General features: G+C 32.4%; 19 protein-coding genes. 9 read left to right on the top strand and 10 right to left on the bottom strand.

Translation table 11 applies throughout. The features are described 5' to 3' along the window. The first annotated feature begins 198 nt into the window (after positions 1-198). From AAON49_RS01520 to AAON49_RS01495, 6 genes are all read left to right on the top strand, one after another. Positions 199-987, top strand: a complete 789-nt coding sequence (locus tag AAON49_RS01520) for a peptidase associated/transthyretin-like domain-containing protein (protein WP_349552125.1) — start codon at positions 199-201, stop codon at positions 985-987. 107 nt (positions 988-1,094) lie between these two features. Then, positions 1,095-1,901, top strand: coding sequence for a hypothetical protein (locus tag AAON49_RS01515; RefSeq protein ID WP_349552124.1), 807 nt, complete (start codon positions 1,095-1,097; stop codon positions 1,899-1,901). Between the two features lie 72 nt (positions 1,902-1,973). Further along, positions 1,974-2,798: a BamP family beta-assembly machinery protein gene (locus tag AAON49_RS01510; protein WP_349552122.1), complete on the top strand. Its 825-nt coding sequence runs from the start codon at positions 1,974-1,976 to the stop codon at positions 2,796-2,798. A gap of 5 nt (positions 2,799-2,803) precedes the next feature. Continuing rightward, a complete protein-coding gene (locus AAON49_RS01505) occupies positions 2,804-3,301 on the top strand; it encodes a DUF6702 family protein (RefSeq protein WP_349552121.1) in 498 nt (165 codons plus the stop codon). 67 nt (positions 3,302-3,368) lie between these two features. Next, positions 3,369-5,624: a M1 family metallopeptidase gene (locus AAON49_RS01500; RefSeq protein WP_349552119.1), complete on the top strand. Its 2,256-nt coding sequence runs from the start codon at positions 3,369-3,371 to the stop codon at positions 5,622-5,624. 93 nt (positions 5,625-5,717) lie between these two features. Continuing rightward, the gene (locus tag AAON49_RS01495; RefSeq protein WP_349552117.1) at positions 5,718-7,847 is read left to right on the top strand and encodes a M1 family metallopeptidase; all 2,130 of its coding nucleotides are present in this window, start codon (positions 5,718-5,720) and stop codon (positions 7,845-7,847) included. 54 nt (positions 7,848-7,901) lie between these two features. On the opposite strand, the gene lgt is transcribed toward AAON49_RS01495, so the two are convergent. From lgt to AAON49_RS01465, 6 genes are all read right to left on the bottom strand, one after another. Beyond that, complete coding sequence (gene lgt, locus AAON49_RS01490) at positions 7,902-8,753, bottom strand: prolipoprotein diacylglyceryl transferase (RefSeq protein WP_349552115.1); 852 nt, start codon at positions 8,751-8,753, stop codon at positions 7,902-7,904. A 39-nt stretch (positions 8,754-8,792) separates the two neighbouring features. Then, positions 8,793-9,026: a membrane protein insertion efficiency factor YidD gene (gene yidD, locus AAON49_RS01485; RefSeq protein ID WP_349552113.1), complete on the bottom strand. Its 234-nt coding sequence runs from the start codon at positions 9,024-9,026 to the stop codon at positions 8,793-8,795. A gap of 2 nt (positions 9,027-9,028) precedes the next feature. Next, complete coding sequence (gene cysS, locus AAON49_RS01480; protein ID WP_349552112.1) at positions 9,029-10,507, bottom strand: cysteine--tRNA ligase; 1,479 nt, start codon at positions 10,505-10,507, stop codon at positions 9,029-9,031. 118 nt (positions 10,508-10,625) lie between these two features. Continuing rightward, positions 10,626-12,152, bottom strand: a complete 1,527-nt coding sequence (locus tag AAON49_RS01475) for a hypothetical protein (protein WP_349552111.1) — start codon at positions 12,150-12,152, stop codon at positions 10,626-10,628. Beyond that, positions 12,136-12,699 carry a hypothetical protein gene (locus AAON49_RS01470; RefSeq protein WP_349552110.1) on the bottom strand — a complete coding sequence of 188 codons (564 nt, stop codon included), beginning with the start codon at positions 12,697-12,699 and terminating at the stop codon, positions 12,136-12,138. Before AAON49_RS01470 ends, AAON49_RS01475 begins: the two co-directional genes overlap by 17 nt. Continuing rightward, on the bottom strand, positions 12,683-13,240 hold the full coding sequence (locus AAON49_RS01465; RefSeq protein ID WP_349552109.1) for an RNA polymerase sigma factor: 558 nt from the start codon (positions 13,238-13,240) through the stop codon (positions 12,683-12,685). The genes AAON49_RS01470 and AAON49_RS01465 overlap by 17 nt, the downstream gene beginning before the upstream one ends. A 101-nt stretch (positions 13,241-13,341) precedes the next feature. On the opposite strand from AAON49_RS01465, the gene meaB reads away from it, so the two are divergent. Genes meaB through AAON49_RS01450 form a run of 3 tightly spaced genes read left to right on the top strand, consistent with a single transcriptional unit; the run spans position 13,342 to position 16,844 of the window. Next, on the top strand, positions 13,342-14,427 hold the full coding sequence (meaB, locus tag AAON49_RS01460) for a methylmalonyl Co-A mutase-associated GTPase MeaB (RefSeq protein WP_349552107.1): 1,086 nt from the start codon (positions 13,342-13,344) through the stop codon (positions 14,425-14,427). Continuing rightward, complete coding sequence (locus AAON49_RS01455; protein WP_349552106.1) at positions 14,414-16,111, top strand: ArnT family glycosyltransferase; 1,698 nt, start codon at positions 14,414-14,416, stop codon at positions 16,109-16,111. Before meaB ends, AAON49_RS01455 begins: the two co-directional genes overlap by 14 nt. 37 nt (positions 16,112-16,148) lie before the next feature. Continuing rightward, positions 16,149-16,844 carry a hypothetical protein gene (locus AAON49_RS01450; protein ID WP_349552104.1) on the top strand — a complete coding sequence of 232 codons (696 nt, stop codon included), beginning with the start codon at positions 16,149-16,151 and terminating at the stop codon, positions 16,842-16,844. Here AAON49_RS01450 and AAON49_RS01445 read toward each other — a convergent pair. From AAON49_RS01445 to AAON49_RS01430, 4 genes are read right to left on the bottom strand one after another with little or no spacing between them, the layout of a single operon-like run. Further along, the gene (locus tag AAON49_RS01445; protein WP_349552102.1) at positions 16,818-17,384 is read right to left on the bottom strand and encodes a phosphatase PAP2 family protein; all 567 of its coding nucleotides are present in this window, start codon (positions 17,382-17,384) and stop codon (positions 16,818-16,820) included. The genes AAON49_RS01450 and AAON49_RS01445 overlap by 27 nt on opposite strands. A 1-nt stretch (position 17,385) precedes the next feature. Continuing rightward, on the bottom strand, positions 17,386-18,492 hold the full coding sequence (locus tag AAON49_RS01440; protein ID WP_349552101.1) for a peptidylprolyl isomerase: 1,107 nt from the start codon (positions 18,490-18,492) through the stop codon (positions 17,386-17,388). Then, positions 18,482-19,036, bottom strand: a complete 555-nt coding sequence (gene gldI, locus AAON49_RS01435; RefSeq protein ID WP_349552099.1) for a gliding motility-associated peptidyl-prolyl isomerase GldI — start codon at positions 19,034-19,036, stop codon at positions 18,482-18,484. Before gldI ends, AAON49_RS01440 begins: the two co-directional genes overlap by 11 nt. Next, complete coding sequence (locus AAON49_RS01430; RefSeq protein WP_349552097.1) at positions 19,026-20,054, bottom strand: DHH family phosphoesterase; 1,029 nt, start codon at positions 20,052-20,054, stop codon at positions 19,026-19,028. The genes gldI and AAON49_RS01430 overlap by 11 nt, the downstream gene beginning before the upstream one ends. Positions 20,055-20,070 lie beyond the last annotated feature (16 nt).

Below are 20,070 nucleotides of genomic sequence, written 5' to 3'. Positions count from 1 at the left end.
AATTCAGATAAGGTTGGTAATAAATAGTCTAAATAACCACTTCCATGTATGGTAGATGTACTTGCAACAATTAGTTTTTTCATAGCCTCAAAAATACGCAATGTACTCTTCAATTAACAAAACTTTATTTTAGATTTAATACAATTTAAGACTGCTCGTGTATTTATTTGTTGCTAGCTAAGAAGTAAGCTCTCAACTTTGAAAAAGAAACTCATCATAATACTTGTCTTACTATTTCCGATGGTATCTGTGGTTGCTCAAAAAAAGCAATCTTTGCTAACCGGAGTAATTAAAGATTCTATAAGCACGGTTAAAAGTGCTCATATCATTAATCTAAATACAAAAGATGGTGCAAGCTCAAATGATTTTGGAAAATTTCAGGTTCCTGTTTCTATTGGTGATACGCTGTTAATTTCATCTGTACAACATCATCTGTTGTATAAAGTAATTACTGTAGAGCATGTTCAAAATAAAAATATTACTATTTACCTGTCTTCTAAGAGGCATCAACTTGATGAAGTTTTAATTAAAAAGAATAACTTATCAGGTAGTTTAGCTCTAGATGTCAAAAGAAAAAAGCAAGGTCCTCCAGAGATCAACGCTGTTACCTTAGGTCTTCCTTTTGCTGGACAGAAAAAATTATCTCAAATAGATCGTAAACTAAGAACAGCATCTTCAAGTTCTGGTGGAATTCCTCTAGATCAAATTTTAAATGTTATATCGGGTAGAATGAAAAAATTACATGAAGAAAAAAAAGTTGTTGAAGAAAATAACGATGTAGATGCTATGCTAAAAAAAGTAAAACATTTTTTAACGTCCAATTTCAATATCAAAGAAGAAGACCACTACAGATTTTTATATTATTGTAGAGCCGATTCTTTATTTAACAAAAGCATTATCAATAACGAACTGACTTTAATTAAGTTCCTACATTTAAAATCAAAAGATTTTTATAAAGCTCAAAAAGAAGTTAAGACAGATGAATAGTATTTAGCATTCAGAAATTAACAAAACTTTATTGTATAATTAGTACAATTTAAGATTACCCATAACTTTATTTGCAAGGAACTAACCAACCATTATTATTTTAACTTTTGAAAAAAGGAATTCTTTTTTTTCTATTGATTTTATGCTCATTGCAAATTGCTGCCCAAAGAGAAAATTTTTGGCTAAAAGGATTTGTGAGAGATTCTTCAGACCTTGTTAAAGATGCTCACATTGTAAATCTAACTACAGGAAAAGGTACTTCTACCAATGATTTTGGAAATTACCGTATTGTTGTATCTATTGGAGATACACTGCAATTCTCCTCAGTACAACATGAGGAAATCAAAAAAGTAATTACAGAAACAATTGCTTATTCCAAAAAACTAAATGTAGCTCTAGAAAAAAAGACCTATGTTCTGGATGAAATAACTCTCAAAAAACATTACCTTACAGGGAATCTTCTCATAGATAGGAAAAAAGTACCTAAAGATTCTATAGCAGCTGTTGGAAGAAGTATGAGTCAATACATTATGGAGCTTGCTGAAAACACAACTGGATTTGATGAAAAAACTGCTGAAGAGAAAAGTACAGTTGGACAAATTCATAGAAAAACTGATCCTACAAGAAAGTTTAAAGGATTTGGCACCAGTTTTGGAATAGGCACAGGTAATAAAAAGAAACGAAAAATAGAAAAGATAATTTCAAATATATCATACTCTACAAATAACATTGTAAAAGAAATTGGTAAAAAATTCTTTCTTGATTTGAAAATACCAGAAGCAGAAATATATCCTTTTGTTGATTATTGCAAGCAATTTAAAATAAGGCAATTGTATCAGGAAAGAAAAATACTCGAGCTTTTAAACGTTTTTGAGAAAAAAAGCGTTGTATATTTAAAACAACTAAAGAAGTAATAAGGCTTTAACAAAAGTTTATCAGCATCTAATCACATATGTTGTATTTTTACTTTAGCAAAACCAAAGCAAGTGATAAAAAAACTACTCCTGATATTTATTTTCTCAATCGTGTATTGTTTTCATTCCTATGGACAAATCAATAATAAGTTTTGGATTTATGGAAAAGTAATAGATTCTGCTGGTGTAGTTAAAAATGCTAACATCATTAACCTCAAAACAAAAAAAGGAACTTTTTCTAATGACTTTGGAGATTATAAAATGATTGTTTCCATAGGAGATACCGTTCAATTTACTTCTGTTCAGCATCAAACAATAACTAGAGTAATCAATAACTTTATTTACACTTCTGAGGTTTTAGATGTCTTTTTACCTAAAAAAACAATTGAATTAGAGGAAGTAGTTTTAAAAAGGCATGATTTAGATGGCTTTCTATCTGTTGATAGAAATAAAACTCCTGAAGACAGAAAAGGAGAAGCGTTAAAAAGAACTCTAGACTTCTCTAATGAGGATATGAGAATTGTATATGATGGCGATCATATAGATCAAAAAGTAAGACCTCCTGTTGTAAGAACAGATCCTGTTATGGCATTTGTAGGAGCTGGAACATCACTAATAATGCCTTTTAAATATTCAGAAAGACTTTGGGCTTTAAGAAAGAAAGTAAACTTTCAGACTGAATTTCCTCAGATGTTGATTAGTGAGTTTGGCGAAAAATTCTTTGAGAATGATTTAAAAATTCCAAAAGAGAAATATTATCATTTCTTAGAATACTGCAATCCTTTAGGAATTGAGTCTTTATATCAAAAAAACAGGAAAATAGAACTTATCAATATTTTAAGAACAGAAAGCAAAAAGTATTTAAAACTCTTAGAGCAAGAAGTAAAAAAAGATTGATTTATATGAAATTGAAAAAACTACTAATTGTACTAAGTATAGTGCCTCTATTAGCATTCACTGCTCATAAATATTATTTAAGCCTCACTCAAATCGAGTATAGTAAAGAAAGTAAAAGCCTACAAGTTATCATCAATGTTTTTATGGATGATATTGAGTTAGCCCTTAATAAAGATTATAACATAGATCTTAGACTTACAACCAAAGAGGAGCTTAAAAATTCTGATGAATACTTTGAAAAATACCTGAAAGAAAAACTTCAATTCAAAAAAGATTCTAACAATTTAAAATTCAATTATTTAGGAAAAGAATATGAAGGCGACTTGGTCTATTTTTATCTAGAAATTGAAAATATTGACAACCCCACATCATTAGAAGTAACCAACAAAATACTTGTAAAACATTTTTCAGATCAACAAAATGTTGTTAAAATGAAAGTTGGAAAAAAAAGGCGCAGTAAAATACTCAACAAATCAAATGATAAAGCTTTGTTAAAATTTTAACATTTCATTAGGAATCTAGCGGCTTATTGTTAATTTAACGCACATTTTTAAAATCAAAACTCAGAACATGAAGAAATTAGCTTCTTTTGTGCTTTCTGCGTTTTTTATAACAGCTTCTGTTTTTGCACAGAACACTCCTAAAAAACCGCAAAAAGGACACACAGATCAAAACAAATTTAGACAGCTTAAAGATGTATTACCAACTCCTAACACTCAAAGAAATGCTTCGGGTGCTCCAGGATACGAATACACACAACAAAAAGTTGACTATGTGATGGACATTCGTATAGACGAAAAAACTGATCGCCTATACGGAAACGAATCCATTACTTACCACAACAACTCTAAAGATCATTTAGAGTATTTATGGGTGCAATTAGACCAAAACATGAGAGCTCCAGATTCTAAAACACCTCTGGCAAACCCAGAGAGTTTAGGAAATACTACTTTCAACGGTCCAATAACCTTTACAAGAACCAACTTACAGAAACCTAAAGAGTTTGGTTATGAAATTGAAGCGGTAAAAAATGCCGATGGTAGTCCACTTTCTCATATGATTAATAGAACAATGATGAGAATTAACCTACCTAAACCATTAGCTCCAGGTGAGGTTTTTCAATTTAGCATCAAATGGAATTACCTAATTAACAACTCTGTTACTGACGGAGGAAGGTCTGGATTTGAAGCTTTTCCTGATGGAAACAAGAACTATACAATAGCTCAATTCTTTCCAAGATTGGCGGTATACGACAATGTTGAAGGTTGGCAAAATATGCAGTTCTGGGGACGTAGTGAGTGGGCTCTTGAATTTGGAGACTACGATGTGAAAATTACAGTTCCTGCTGATCATATCTTAGAAGCTACTGGTGAATTACAAAATGAAAAGAAAGTATTAACCAGAACACAGCGTAAGCGTTTTGAGCAGGCAAGAAAGTCATTTAAAGATCCAGTATTTATTGTTACTCAAGAAGAGGCTGAAAAAGCTGAAAAAGGAAGAACTGATAAAACTAAAACTTGGCACTTTACCACTAAAAATGTAAGAGACTTTGCTTTTGCTTCTTCTAGAAAATATATTTGGGATGCTATGGCTGTGAACATCAATGGAAAAACAGTAATGGCTACTTCTTTATATCCTAAAGAAGGAAACCCTTTATGGGAAGAGCACTCTACTAGAGTTGTTGCCAATACTTTAGAAGAATATTCAAAAATGACTTTCGATTATCCATATAGCAAAGCTGTTTCTGTACATGCAGACAGACAAGGTATGGAGTATCCAATGATTTGTTTCAATTACGGAAGACCAAATCCTGATGGAACCTATTCTGAAAGAACAAAAAGAGGAATGATTGGAGTAATTACTCATGAGGTAGGACATAACTTCTTCCCTATGATTGTAAACTCTGATGAGCGTCAGTGGACTTGGATGGATGAAGGAATCAATTCTTTTGTTGAAATATTAGCTGAGTTAGATTATGACCCTAACTTCTTTACTGGAAACTTACCTAAAGACATTGTTAGATATATGAGTATCGATCAAGAGAACTTATCTCCTATCATGTCTCAAGGTGATTATGTAAAGAACTTCGGACCAAACGCTTATACTAAACCAGCTGCTGGTTTATACATGTTACGTCAAACTATTATGGGTCCTGAGTTATTTGATTACGCTTTTAGAACTTATGCAAAACGTTGGATGTTCAAACACCCAACTCCTGCAGATTTCTTTAGAACAATGGAAGATGCTTCAGCTATGGATTTAGACTGGTTTTGGAGAGGATGGTTCTACACAACTGATTATACTGATATTGGTGTAAAAAGTGTTAAGAAATTCTACTTAACCGATCAGCCAACAGATGAAGCTAAAGCGCAAGCAAAAAGATTCAATTTAAATTTAGCGGATTACGAAGGGAAACTAGTATACTTTGCTGAAGACAAAGGTGAAGGAGTGAAAGGTAAAAAAGCGATGGATTTTGATGTTATCAAAAATCACCTAGCAAAAATGACTGCAGATGAAAGAGCTGCATTAAAAGAAACTCCTAATTATTTCTACGAAGTTACTTTCGAAAAACCAGGAGGATTGGTAATGCCAATCATTGTTGAGCTTGAGTATGCTGATGGTACAAAAGAACGTCATAAGTTCCCTGCGCAAGTATGGAGATATAATGACGAACAAGTATCTAAAGTATTTAGAACTGCTCAAGAGATTAAAAAGATTACAGTAGATCCAGATTTAGAAACTGCAGATATTGATACTTCAAACAATAGCTGGCCTAAGAAAGAAGATTCTAAGTTTGATAAATTCAAGAATAAAGTAAAAGGGTAATCACCTTTAACTTTTAACATATTCAAAAGCCCAATTGTCATGACAATTGGGCTTTTTTTATTTATTTTAGTTTCCTTAAAAATTTTCAACACAATGAGAAAACAAATTTCTTTTGTTCTAGCGATACTCTTCACTTCTGTATCCCTAGTGGCGCAAACTAAAAAAGGGCATACCAATCAGAATAAATTCCGACAAATGAAGGATTTATTGGCTACGCCAAATGATCAACGTTTAGCTTCAGGTGCTCCTGGTCCTAGATATACACAACAGCAAGTAGATTATGATATGAATATCGTTTTAGACGATGAAAAAAGACGTATCACTGGAAGTGAAACAATTACCTATCACAATAATTCAGAGGACCCTCTACCCTACTTATGGGTGCAGTTAGATCAAAACATGCGTGCTGCAGATTCTAAAACTCCAGACATTCAACCTAGCAGAATTCCTAATGCAACGAGTAAAAATCGTTTTCAAAGAACTTATGTTGATGAGCCTTTTGATGGAGGTTTTAATATCACAGGTGTAAAAAATATAGATGGTAGCAATCTTTCTCATACCATTAATCAAACTATGATGCGAATTAACTTACCAAAACCTTTGGCTTCGGGAGAAAAATTTCAATTCAAAATCTCTTGGTGGTATAATATTAATAACCATAGAGTTCAAAGAGGAAGATCTGGATACGAGCATTTCTCAGAAGATGGTAACAACAATTATGTGATTGCTCAGTTTTACCCAAGATTATGTGTTTATGATAATGTAGAAGGATGGCAGAACGATCAGTTTTGGGGTCGTAGTGAGTTTGCACTAGAGTTTGGCGATTTTAATGTAAACATTACTGTACCAGCTGACCACGTATTGCAAGCAACTGGGGTCTTACAAAATGAAAAAGAAGTGCTAAGTAAGAAACAACAAAAGAGGTTAGAACTTGCTAAAAAGACTTTTGACAAACCCGTGATTATTCATTCGCAAAAAGAAGCTGAAAAGGCTGAGAAAGGAAGGTCTAAGAAAACAAAAACTTGGAAGTTCTCTGCTAAAAATGTTCGTGATTATGCCTTTGCTACTTCAAGGAAGTTTATTTGGGACGGAATGGCTGTAGATATCAATGGAAAAACAGTAATGGCTTATTCTTTATACTCTAAAGAGGCAAATCCATTGTACGGAGATCACTCTACCTTAGCTACCGCACAAACTTTAAAAACATATTCTAGATATACTTTTGACTATCCTTATCACAAAGCTGTATCTGTAGATGGTCAAATGGGAATGGAATACCCTCAGATGGCATTTAATCCAGGAAGACCTGATCTACCTGACGGATCTTATTCTGATAGAATGAAATACAGAATGATTAAAGTAACTATTCACGAAGTAGGTCATAATTATTTTCCAATGATTGTAAACTCAGATGAGCGTCAATGGACATGGATGGATGAAGGTTTAAACTCATTTGTAGAAATTCTAGCCGAATTAGAATATGACCCTAACTTTCCAATCAGACGTGGACTTCCAAAGAATATTGTAGGATATATGAGTGGAGATCAATCTAGAATTGCTCCAATCATGTCAAAAGGAGATAATGTTTACAGCTTTGGTAACAATGCCTATGGAAAACCAGCAACGGCATTATATATTCTACGTGAAACCATTATGGGTAGAGAATTATTTGATCATGCCTTTAAAACTTATGCCCAGAGATGGAAGTTCAAACACCCAACTCCAGCTGATTTCTTTAGAACAATGGAAGATGCTTCTGCTATGGACCTTGATTGGTTCTGGAGAGGTTGGTTTTATACCACAGATGTAACCGATATTGGAATTAAAGGAGTTAAGAAGTTTTATGCTGAAGACGGAGATAATAATAGAGTTAATTTTGTAGAAGATACTTCTGAAGGATTAACCTTTACTCCTGCTAATGCTAAAAAGGCAAACTCGAAGTTCTTTTATGAAATTACTTTCGATAAACCTGGAGGCTTAGTAATGCCTATTATTGTTGAATACACCTATAAAGATGGAACAAAAGCAAGGAAAAAATATCCCGCTCAGATTTGGAGGTTTAATGACAATGAAGTAACCAAAGCTATTACGTCTGATAAAGAGATTGTAAACATCACTATAGATCCAGATTTAGAAACTGCTGATGTTGATACTTCAAATAATAGTTATCCTAGCAAACAAAAATCAAAGTTCGAAAAATTCAAAAACAAGATAAAAGGATAAAAACTTTTATAAACAAAAACCTCGATTCAATGAATCGAGGTTTTTTTATAATGTCTATACTGTTTCTTTTTTCTTTCTAAAGACTAGCCACACACCAATCAGTATCAAAGGAATACTCAATATCTGTCCGGTATTTAACAACCATTCTCCTCTCGCCTCTTTTTGGGGTTCTTTTAAGAACTCAATCACCAATCTTAGTGCCCATAATCCAATCATGAAAACTCCAAAAAGAAATCCGGATTTTTGCTTCTTATCTGTTTTCCAATAGAACCTCCAAAGAATAATAAATAGGATTAGGTAGCTAAATGCTTCATACAACTGTGTTGGATGTCTTACCAACATTTCTGGGTCTGATCCTTTGAAAATCACCCCAAAATCAGAACCTGTAGGCTTTCCATAAATTTCAGAGTTAAAGAAATTACCAAAACGAACAAAGAATGCGCCTAACGCTGCTACAATAGCCATTCTGTCCAAAATAAAGAATATTGGTTTCTTTAGATGCTTTTTACTATAAAAGTACATGGCTATGATAATAGCGATAGCTGCTCCATGACTTGCAAATCCTGTATACCCTGTAAACTTCCACCCTTCTAGCAATCCGAACAAAGCAGATTCTCCTTCAACCCTTTTCAAAGGCAAAATAATCTCTAAAAGGTTGTTTTGATAATAATCCCAGCTATAAAAGAAAACTTCTCCTAAACGCATTCCTACTAACATAGAAATAAATGTATACATAAACAATGTATCCAGCTTTTCAGTAGGAACCTTATCTTCTATATATATCTTCTTCATTAATCTCAACCCAAGAACAAAGGCTGCTACAAACATTAAGCTGTACCAACGGATTGTAAAAAAACCTAGGTCGATTCCAGCAGATGGATCCCAAACAACGGATAAAAAATTCATATTTATATTTTTATTTTGTCAGCTCGAAGTGACATTTTATTATTTCTTTTTTTCTGGCACAGGATCATATCCACTTCCTCCCCATGGGTGGCAACTAAATATCCTTTTGATAGACAACCATCCTCCTACTAATAACCCTCTTTTTTGTAAAGCCTCTATTGTATAATGAGAACACGTTGGTGTATATCTACATGTTGAGGGCGTATAAGGTGATATGGCCACTTGATAGAATCGCACTAAAGCTATAAACGGATATGTAAGAATCTTTTTCAAGATTAACTTATTGTATAGGAAGTACCTTCTCTTCCGTCTTTTAACTGTACTCCTAATACTGCTAATTCATCTCTTATCTGATCAGACAATGCCCAATCTTTATTATCTCTCGCTTCTTTTCTAAGTTTTATTAAAAGCTCTATAACACCATCAATTTTGTTAGAACTTTCTTCCTTAGCATCATTCATTAATCCTAATACATCAAATACAAAAGAATTGATTGTAGTTGTAAACAACTCTAAATCACTTGCGTTTATAGTTTCTTTTCCTTCTTTTAGTTGATTGATAAACTTTACTCCTTCAAACAAATGAGAAATCAATATAGGTGTATTAAAATCATCATTCATAGCGTCATAGCATTTTTGTCTCCATTCTTTTATATCAACCGATGAAGATTTGTCCGCAGAAATATTCCCTAAAGAATTTACCGCTTCCATTAATTTTAAATATCCTTTTTCTGAAGCTTCTAATGCTTCACTAGAAAAATCTAAAATACTTCTATAGTTGGCTTGCATATTAAAGAAACGAACTACGCTTGCAGAGAAAGCTTTACTTAACACATTGTTTTCTCCTGTTAAAATCTCTCCAGGAAGAATATAATTTCCAGTAGATTTCGCCATCTTCTGACTATTTAACAACAACATATTTGTATGCATCCAGTAATTAACAGGTTCTTGACCAGAACATGTTTTAGATTGCGCTATTTCACATTCGTGATGTGGGAATTTTAAATCCATTCCTCCTCCATGAATATCAAATTGTTCACCTAAGTATTTTGTACTCATTACAGAACATTCTAAGTGCCAACCTGGAAAACCATCAGACCATGGTGATGGCCAACGCATAATATGTCTGTCATCTGCTTTCTTCCACAAAGCAAAATCCTGAGGGTTCTTTTTATCAGATTGTCCATCTAAAGTTCTAGTATTGTGAATGGCATCTTCTATATTTCTTCCAGATAGAATACCATAATTGTTACTTTGATTGTAGGCAACTACATCAAAATACACAGAACCGTTAATTTCATATGCAAATCCTTTATCAATAATCTCTTTGATCATTTCTATTTGCTCTACTATATGACCAGTAGCTGTAGGTTCTATACTAGGCGGTAAAAAGTTGTATTTTTTTAAAACGTCATGAAAGTCTACAGTGTATCTTTGTACAACTTCCATAGGTTCTATCTGTTCTAAACGGGCTTTTTTAGCAATTCTATCTTCACCTTCATCAGCATCGTTTTCTAAATGCCCAGCATCTGTAATGTTTCTAACATAACGTACTTTATATCCTAGATGAAGAAAATATCTGAAGACTACATCAAAAAACATAAAGGTTCTTACATTCCCTAAATGTGCATTGCTGTATACGGTGGGTCCGCAAACGTACATCCCAACGTGTCCTTCATGCACAGGGTTGAAAACCTCTTTGGTTTTAGAAAGCGAATTGTATATTTTGACTTGATTCTCTTTATAGAGTTCCATAAAATAGCATCTGATTTTTCACGGCTAAAGATAGGCACTTTATAAAGAATACAGAAATGGAATTCTGTTAGAAGTTTGATAATTTTCAGCGTAATTTTTTATGCAATAAGAATTCTATTTATTTGATAAAAGTTAACTCGCTATATTTTCCAGAGATCTTTAGCTCTCCTCCATTTGTTTCTAGTGAAAACTTACCTTTTAAAGTATAGCTATCTCCTACTTTCAAACTACTTAACTTCTTGTTTGTGTTAATTGATTCTGCTGAAAGAATATTTAGCTTATTATTCAACTTTCCAATATTCACTCTTGCTTCTGATTGATTTAAAACTAGCTTAAAATCTTTGATTGACGCATTCAGTTTTTTAATTAAGATATCTCCAAAAGATGATTCTAAATTGGTTCCTGAAAATACTTGATCTATTTTCAAATCACTAGAGTCAGAAGTTAAAGAAGAGTTTGTAACCGAAACTAAATTAGCATCGGTTACATTCTTTAAAGACAAGTTTGTATTGTTTACTGTAGTAATGTTTACTGGCGAGTAGTAAATATTTAAATCACCCCCTTCTAATCCTTGAGCTTTAAAAGTTCCGTAAGAAACCTTTCCTGAAGCGCTCATTTTTGGTAATTTTAATTCACAATGCCTGGTATTTAAATCCAAGATTACGCCTTTTGGAACTTTTACTATAATCTTTTTTCTGATTTTTACTTTTTTATCATTGATAATCAATTCGTCAGAGTCTGTATCAAAAATATAGCTAGACTTAAAGTTCTTTTTAAATTCTTTTTTAGCCTTCTCTATATCTCTTTTAATCTCTTCTCTATCAATCTCTTTAAGGGCTTTTCTAGCTTCATCTAAAGATTCTTTTACAACCTTATCCATATCTACTTTTTCCATTGCTTCTTTGGCTACTTCAAGAGATTCTTTAATCAATTTTTGAAAATCCATAGAGTTATATTCTTCCTTCACTTTAGCCATTTCTTTCTTCGCCTTCTCTCTCTTCTTTTTCATGTCGGCTTTTAGCTCTTTGTACTCTTTAGATTTCTTGAATTTCTCCCAATCCTTTTTCGACTTAATTTTGATGTCTCGTACACTATCTTTCCAACGGAAAAAATAATTTTTACCGTCTTTATAGTATTTGTCAAAATCAAATTCTATATCATCAAGATCTATAAAGATATTATCCCAATCCATATCTGGAAATTCGAAATTCATTTCTGGAATTGTAATATTCTCAAGGCTAGGGATTACAATATCTTCAATAGCAGGAAGTACAATATCTGGAATGGCAAAGTTTTCTGGATTAAAGACTACGAAGTCGTTATCATTAAAGCGAAAAGAGTTATTTCCTCTTGCAGAAATTTTTACTTTAGCTTTATTTCCTAAAGCTTCGAACTTATAGTTTTTTAGATACTTATCAGCTTCTTCCTTGGTTAATCCATCTATTTCTATAATGGCTTCTACATATACTTGATTTTTGTTCCAAGTAGTTACTTCAACTTCTGCATTGGAAGCTTCTATTTCTACCTTTGCATTTTTGTTGACGTTGAATGTCTCAGTATATTTTTTACTCTGCTTCTGTGCAAATAGTGTTACTGAAGCTACCAGTAAAAATGTTGTGATAATATTTCTACGAGATGTTTTCATTTTGTGTCGAGTTTAATTCTTTTAAATTGTTCAACTGCTTTTTTAAACGTTTTAATAATTGTAATCGCAATTGAAGGTTACTAATTAATGCATCGATGGTTTGATCATTAACCCCTTTTGTAGTGAGCTCTTTGGTTAATGTCTTATATTCTTTTGTTAACTCACCTATTTTGGTAAGGTAACTATCTACTAGTTCTTTGTTCTCGTCAGTCATTTCTAACTGACTTAATTCTAATTTAATACTATTGGTATAGTAAGATTCTATGGTATTCAGTTCTGGAGAAATATCACCTAAACTAATTTTATTTTCTTGTTCTATTGGCGGTTTCGGATCTTCTTTTATTACATCTGGATAAAATTTGATTGCTACAGTAACTAAAAGCGCTAGAGATGCAGCAATAGACAACCAATAAATAGGTTTTCTATTAGATTTTTCTTGATGCAATTCTTTCATCAGTTTCGCCTCAAACTTATTAGCGTGGTTAGCAGTTAAGTTTACAGACTCTTCTGGATAATTCTCTAACATTTTTCTAATATCCTTCGGCATAACGTAGGCTTTTTAGGGTTTCTTGTAATTTCTTTTTACCACGCAATAAATGCGTTCTTGAGGTCACTTCAGTAATTCCCAATATTTGAGAAATTTCTTGGTGATCATATCCTTCCAATAGGTATAATGACAGCACCACTCGGTACTTTTCTTTTAATTCTTTAATGCAACTTACAATATGTTGCATTGTTGTTGAGTCCTCAACTTGCCAATCATCTTCTTCCAAAACTTGATGTGTTTCATGATTGATAGAAACGAGTTCTAGTCTTTTCTTTTTCAATTCATCAATACTTTGGTTAATCACAATTCGTTTCAACCAAGCTCCAAAACTTACTTCTCCTTTGTAGGTTTCAATTTTTCGAAACGCTTTTATAAAGGCGTCTTGCATTATATCTTCTGCAGCCATATCATCTCTCATGTAGCGCTTGGCCACTAGAAACATTGCTTTACAATACAAATTGTAAAGTTCCATCTGAGCTTTAGCATCATTCTTTTTACATCGTTGAATAATACTGTGATGTATCTGTTTTGTTTGACTCATTTGCTGATTAGTTACCCTATAGACGAAAGGAAAATCTTCCTGTTGCATTTTGGTAACAATTTATTTCTAAATTTACATGATTATTTTTGTCATCCAATTTTATGGCCAAAAAGAAAGCCTCTTCATTACAAGATAAAGATGGAGTTTCTCAACCAGAAACTACCAGTAAAAGTTCTGCAAAAAAAATTCAATCTCAAAGAAGTAAACAACCTACAGCTAAAGAATTTATTAGCGGAATTTTAGAAGGAAATATCTCCTTATTAAGTAGGGCTATTACGTTGGTTGAAAGTACCAATACAAAACATCAAGAAAAAGCCAATGAAATTTTAAATGCTTGTTTACCTTACGCAAACAGTTCTGTTAGAGTTGGTATTACGGGTGTTCCTGGTGTTGGTAAAAGTACATTTATTGAAGCTTATGGAAAATATCTAACCAACAAAGGAAAAAAGGTAGCTGTTTTAGCAGTAGACCCAAGTAGTTCTATTAATAAGGGAAGTATTTTGGGAGACAAAACAAGAATGGAACAGTTGGTTACTGATAAAAATGCTTTTATCAGACCTTCTCCATCTGGAACTTCTTTAGGAGGTGTTGCTCAAAAGACTAGGGAAAGTATTATTTTGTGTGAAGCGGCAGGTTATGACACTATTATTATTGAAACTGTAGGTGTTGGGCAAAGTGAGACCATGGTACACTCCATGGTGGATTTCTTTTTATTATTAAAAATTGCTGGTGCTGGTGATGAATTACAAGGCATTAAAAGAGGAATTATAGAAATGGCTGATGCTATTGTGATTAATAAGTCGGATGGAGAAAACGTAAAAAACACCAAAATAGCTAAAGTAGAGTTTAATAGAGCACTACATTTGTATCCGCCAAAAGAAAGTGGATGGCAGCCTAAAGTTTTAACTGCAAGCGCATTGAAAAATATTGGAATCGATAATGTTCAAGAAATGATTGAAGAGTATATCGAGTTTACTAAAGAGAATGGTTACTTTGATAGTAAAAGAAATGAACAGACTCAATTTTGGTTAGAATCTACAATTAAAGAGGGATTGTATAACTCTTTCTTTAAAAACAAGCTAATTTCTGAAACGCTAAAACAAGAAATTGATCGTTTAAAAAATGGAGAATCTACTCCTTTTTCATCTGCTCAAAAACTATTGAAACTATACAATGAAAGATCTTAAGAATTCGAAACTCTTGTTTTGGGGAGCCATCCTTCTTGTTTTTATCATCAATGTTTTACAAGGTTTTTTAACGGAATTATTGCCTGACGAATCTTATTATTGGATTTACAGTCAAGATATGGATTGGGGATTTTTTGACCATCCGCCATTGGTTGCAGTTTGGATAACAATAAGCGACTTTCTATTTACTAATGAAATTGGTGTACGGTTCTTTTCTGCAATCTCTTTTAGTGCTTTGATATATATTGTTTGGAAAACGATAGACCATCCTAAAAAGAAAGAATATACTTGGTTGTTTTTACTAGTTATTTTTTCTACTGCACTTTTAAATGTGTACGGTTTTATAACTACTCCAGACACTCCTTTGATGTTATTCTGCGCTTTGTTTTTATACGCTTACAAAGAGTACCTATTGAAGAAAAATACATGGAGTTACTTTCTCTTATCAATTTCAATAGCAGGAATGATGTACAGCAAATACCAAGGTATCTTAATTGTTGCTTTTGTTTTTCTTTCCAATATTAAACTCGTAAAGGATTACAAACTTTGGTTAGTTTGCTTAGGAGCTTTGTTATTATATACTCCACATTTATACTGGCAATGGACACATGATTTTCCTTCTTTCCGATATCACTTACAAGAACGAGTATCTAACAGAACCTATAAGTTTGAACATACTCTGATGCATTTTGTAAATATGATTGCCATTATCGGACTCACATTTCCTATCGTTTACAAAGCATTTTTTAAAAATATAAAAACTAAAAATCTGTACAATCGAGGCTTAAATTTTATCATATTAGGCTTTCTAATATTCTTCTTTTTTTCTTCTTTTCGAGGAAGAGTTCAAGCACAATGGATTGTTCCCATAAGTATTCCTTTAATCCTCATTACGTATAATTATATTATTGATAGAGAGAAAGCACAAAAATGGTTTGTACGATTGGCTTTTATCAACATCGCTATCATTCTTTTTGCTAGAGTATTAATGTTCTCTGAAGGAATCCTTCCTGTAAAATTAAACACACACGGAAACGAAGCTTGGGCATTAGAACTAAAATCCAAAACTCAGGGACAGAAAAAAATCTTTATCAATTCCTATCAGAATGCAGCAACTTATTGGTATTACGCTAAAGAGGAGACGTATTACATGAAAAACTTTACTGGAAGAAACAATCATTTTGTTTTAATGCAAAAAGGAGAAGATATCTCTAATAAAAAAACAGCTTTGATTAGTAGAAACCGATTAGATTATACAGATTTTACTACTCACATAAGAGGAAAAGATTCTGCTTATACAACTGTAATAAATAATTTCAAGGATATATCTCAACTTCGTATGAAGATTCTTCAAGATTCTATTGTACTCAAAAAGGATTCTGTAAACACACTTTTAATAGAAATAGAAAATGGATTTGATAGAGCTGTTTTTTTTGAAGAATTTGATTTGTTTCTAGGATTTCAGAAATTTAAAAAACATGAAAAAGTAACTATTAAAGTTGGTCTTTTAACTGATGGAAAATCGATTCAAGGGAATGAGACTCAAAAGGCTTTCATCTTTTTTACTGCAGACAGTTTACCTGATTTTAGCACCTATCCTACTCTAGGCCTGGGAATTAATAATTCTAAAAAAATTGATTTATTAAGAACAAGTAAGCTTTATAAATATTCTATAGTAGATTGAGTTTTTCTCATACCTTTGCCTTTGTAAAACAACATTTATGCTACAATTCAAAAAATTAACCAAAACAGAAACGTTGCTTTTCTCTGCTTTGGCAATCGTTTTAATTTTATCTGTATACTTCGGATTTTCAGATGGGGAATATTTCGATACTGTTTTCGCAAGAGAAGATGGAGCTGTTGAATACGCAACTTTTTTCTTTTTGCTATGCATAAGCATACTCCAGTTTTACAGGTTGTTTACAGCTAGTAAAAACAAAGCTGTTTTATGGAAATTAGGCATCTTTTTCTTTGGAGTCTTATTTTTATTTGGTGCTGGCGAAGAAATTTCTTGGGGACAACGAATTTTCGGAATCGAATCAGGAGATTTTTTTAAAGATAATAACTTACAAAACGAAATCAATTTGCACAATTTAGAAATTGGAGGAGTCAAATTAAATAAACTTATTTTCAGTCAGTTACTAACTGTAGTTATGGCTTTATATTTATTGGTTCTACCGTTCTTATATCAGAAATATGAAGGAATTAAAAAGTTGGTAAATAAATTTGTAATTCCTGTTCCTCAACTAAGTCATATCACAGCCTTTTTAATCAATACAATCTTTATAGCCATTCTGCCCAACTTAAGTAGAAAATGGGAGGTTTATGAATTATTTTTTGCGGTAATTTTCTTGTTGATTTTCTTAAATCCTATCAACAAAAATATTTACTTAAGAGAATCTGGAAGTAACTCTTAACACTTTTTGTAATCTAAAGAATATATATCCCCAGATGATCCCGGCCACATAACCTGAAAGAACATCTAAAGGATAATGCACTCCTAAGTATATTCTGCTATATCCGAACAGCAAAGGAAAAGCTATCATTAAATACATGTACTTATAATGTTTTCTTAAGAGTAAAATGATAAAAGTGGTTACTGTTGTTGAAAGTGCAGCATGACCAGAGTAATAACTATAGCCTCCTGGTTTATAAGTAAATGATCTTAATTTATCTACCAAATCTGACGTATTGCAAGGCCTACTGCGTTCAAAGGTATGCTTGATGAAGTTAGTTAACTGATCTGAAAATGCAACGAGTATTGCTAAAAACAAAACCATTAGCAAGCTGTTTCTCCAACCAAATTTTTTAAAAATTAAAAATAAAATTAAAGCGAACAATGGGGCCCAATGAAATTGATTGGTAACTGCCAACCAAAATCCGTCCCATTGTTCGCTCCCTAAATTGTTTAGAAAAATGAGTAACTCAGTATCTTTTTGTAAAAGAGTATCTAACAAACTACTTTCCTACTTTTAAAAGTTCTAAATCAAATATTAAATCTGCTTTTGGAGGAAATGGACCTCCTCCTTTTTCACCATAACCAATATAATAAGGAATGAAAAGTCTCTTCTTTCCTCCTTCTCTCATGGTTGTAATTGCTTCTGTTACTCCAGGTATTAATGGTGTTTGATCCAAAGTAAAGGTCAATGGTTTTTTTCCTTCGCTAGATTGAATCAATTTTCCGCTTGCTAAATAAATAGTGTAGTTAATAGAAACTGGTACTGATCTGTTAAACTTCTTTCCTTTCCCTTTTTTGTAGGTAATGACCTTCAGTCCAGATTCCATTTTTTTCGCTTTATCAACATCCATTTTGGCTTCAAAAACTTTCTTGTCTTCTAAGAACTTTTCGTACCTCTCTTTATCAGATTTTTCTAATTCAGCTAATCGTTCTTTTTCTTTTTCAGGAGCTCTAGCCATTCCTGCTTCAAATTCTTTTACCGCATCAAAACTTTTAGCTTCATCACCAATTCTAATAATTTTCACGCTTTTAATCATGTCGTACTGAGCAATAGAATCTACTACATCTTGTCCAGTAACTACTTTTCCAAAGATTGTATGGCAATACACACCTCTTTGCGTACAATCCTTTAATTTATCACTATTATTATACCCATCTAACCATGGTGTAGGTTTATGTGTGATGAAAAACTGTGAACCATTGGTGTTAAATCCACCATTAGCCATTGATAATATTCCTGCACTATCATGTCTTAATTTTGGAGTTAATTCATTATAAAAACGATAACCAGGAAGCGGTCCTCTTCCAGAACCAGTTGGATCTCCACTCTGGATAATAAAATCTGGGACTACTCTGTGAAAACCTAGTCCGTCGTAATATTTTTTTCCTTTGATAGAATCTGGTACCATTGGGTTAGTTCCTTCTGCTAAAGTGATAAAGTTTGCAACAGTTAACGGAGCTTCTTTAGGATATAATTCTAAAATAATAGTTCCTCTATCTGTTTCCATATCGGCATAAATTCCGTCTCCTAAACCTTTGTAATCAGAATTACAAGCTGCAAAAATTAATGAGCTTAAGACAAATAGTTTTAAAAATCTATTCTTCATTTTGTGGGTTTTCTTTTATATTTATTAATGTTACGATACTAATAATCGATTGGTTAATTCCTATTTTATGATCGTCTCCAACCACTCCAAAAGCATTAAACGAAGGAATAACAAACTTAACAGTTTCTCCTATCTTCATCATTTTAATTCCTTGTTGTAAGGCTGGGATAAAATCTTCTTTGTCTATTTTATATTCTTTAATTCCCAATTCTTCTTTTGAGTAAATAACTCTATCATTAAGATCTAAAATCTCATACGAGATCTCAACAATATCTTCTTTTTGGGGAGTTTTCGCTTCTTGATCTACTTTCTGAATATATTGATACCAATATCCATAAGAAGAAGAAATATAATTTACCAAACTATCTTTGGTCATATAATCTTGAACCTTTGCTTCTTGAATAGCATTAATCTCTTTCAATTGTTCTGCTGTTGAAGCTAAAGTATAAGTTTTACTAGCTGTTACAGGTCTTCTAGCTTCTTGCTCTTTACAAGAAGAGATTAAGATTAAAAAACTACACAGGAAAACAATCTTACTCCTCATAAGATGATAAAATTTCTTCTTTATATTTTGGTAATAAGCTAACGAATTTTTCTACAGTTTCTTTCATAGAGAGTTCAGATTTACCTCCAGCTGCATTATCATGACCTCCACCATTGAAATGATTTCTCGCAAACATATTTACAGAAAATGAACCTTTGGATCTAAAAGAAATCTTAACAATTCCTTGTTCTCTATCTTCAATAAAAATTGCTGCAAATACTGATCCTGAAATAGATAGTGCATAATTCACTACACCTTCTGTATCTCCTTTCTTAAAACTATTCTCAACTTTTTCTTTGTCGGAAATAGTAATATAAGCTGTCTTATATTCTGAAACTTCTTTTAAATTTCTTAATGCTTGACCCAAAAGCTGTAATCTTCCGTAGGAATTAGAATCGTATACATTACTATGAATTCTATCATTCTCAGCACCTTTATCAATTAAATCTGCAATAACTCTGTGAGTTAAACTTGTAGTAGAACGAAAACGAAAAGAACCTGTATCTGTCATAATTCCAGTATACAAACAAGTAGCGATGTCTTTATCTATCAAATCTAGATCGTTCATTTTTTCTATAAAATGATAAATCATTTGACTAGTAGAACACATTTCTGTGTCTGAATACATATATTTAAAATCATCTGGTTGTTGATGATGATCAATTAGCGCAAAATCATTTCCATAGGCTTCCAAGGTATTTTGCATATCACTTCCTACTCTGTGCAAAGCATTAAAATCTAGTAAGAAGATAATTTCAGATCTTTTAATTGCTCTTTGTGATTGTGAATTCTGCCAATCAAAACGATAGGTTGTATTTGACCCAGGCAACCAATGTAAGAAGTCAGGATATTCGTTAGGCACAACCACCGTAGGGTTATGTCCTTTTTTTTTCAAATAATGATAGAGCCCTAAGGTAGAGCCCATTGCATCTCCATCTGGATTTCTATGTCCAACAATCACAATGTTTTTAGGAGTTTCTAAAAAAGATTGTAATTCGTCAAAATGTTTCAAAATCATAAGTGGCGAAGATACG

This window comes from Pseudotenacibaculum sp. MALMAid0570 (assembly GCF_040151415.1).
Lineage (GTDB): Bacteria > Bacteroidota > Bacteroidia > Flavobacteriales > Flavobacteriaceae > Polaribacter.
This window is presented reverse-complemented; position numbering and strand designations above follow the sequence as displayed.